Here is a 911-nt window from a genome sequence, read left to right on the forward strand (position 1 = left end):
TTCGGAATCGGAATCAGCATCAGAATCGGATGTCACCTGTACCTGCCTGAAAGGGGTGGGCACGGAGCACCGCGGGCGGGCGACACCGCGGCGGGTCCGGTCCCCGGCCTGGATGGAGGGTCAGTTCGCCGCGACGAGCTTCGGGAGGTCGGCCACGTACTCGGCGACCGTGGTATCGGCGAATTAGCTCCTCGCCATTCCCTTGTAGTTCGTCGTTGGCGTGGAATACGCCAAGGTGCCGCCGGCAAGCAGGATCCGCCCGTCGGGGAGCTGCACATGCCCGGAACAGAACAGCCGGATGAGGACCCCGTCGGCGCCGAGGCGTACGCCGTCACCGGCGGGTGGGCTACGAAACCGCACCGGGCACCCCGTCCTCCGACGGCCTTCCGCGCGACGGCGACGCCGCCCGCTCAGGCACCGCCCGCTCAGGCACCGCCCGTCGCCGGTACACCAGCCGATCCACCACCAGGTATCGGACGATCACCGCGGCGGCCAGGGACATCAGGGTCGAGATGCCGACGCCGAGATGCCATCGCCCGACCAGCACCGCGAGCAGTGGCAGCCGGATGACCAGATCGAGGTTGTTGATGAGCGCGAACGCCGGATAGCGACGCAGCCGGGAACCCGTCTCCCGGTCCCAGGCCAGGAGCTCGCAGCCGAGGAAGTTCCAGCCGATGGCGATCTGGGTCGCGACGATCGCCGCGGCCAGGTAGTGCAGGCCGACGTGGTGAAGCACGGCGGTGCCAAGCAGGTTCGGCACCGTCCCGGACGCCCCGACCAGGGCGAAGCGCGCGGGCTTCGGAACCCGCAACGCGAACAGCCGCCGGGCGAAGCGGGCGCCTTCGGTCAGCGAGGCGTTGGAGGTCCCGGCGTGCCGCTCGGCGAAGGCGTACCCGATCTCGCGGACACGC

Annotated in this window: 2 protein-coding genes; both read right to left on the reverse strand. The window is 70.0% G+C overall.

Annotated elements, in window-relative coordinates:
* Positions 1-183 precede the first annotated feature (183 nt).
* The gene (locus ACY5KJ_RS19715) at positions 184-360 is read right to left on the reverse strand and encodes a hypothetical protein (RefSeq protein WP_462188038.1); all 177 of its coding nucleotides are present in this window, start codon (positions 358-360) and stop codon (positions 184-186) included.
* On the reverse strand, positions 347-911 hold a 565-nt coding region (locus ACY5KJ_RS19720), incomplete at its 5' end, for a GtrA family protein (protein ID WP_462204066.1). The genes ACY5KJ_RS19715 and ACY5KJ_RS19720, both read right to left, overlap by 14 nt.

This window comes from Frankia sp. CcWB3 (genome assembly GCF_977927595.1).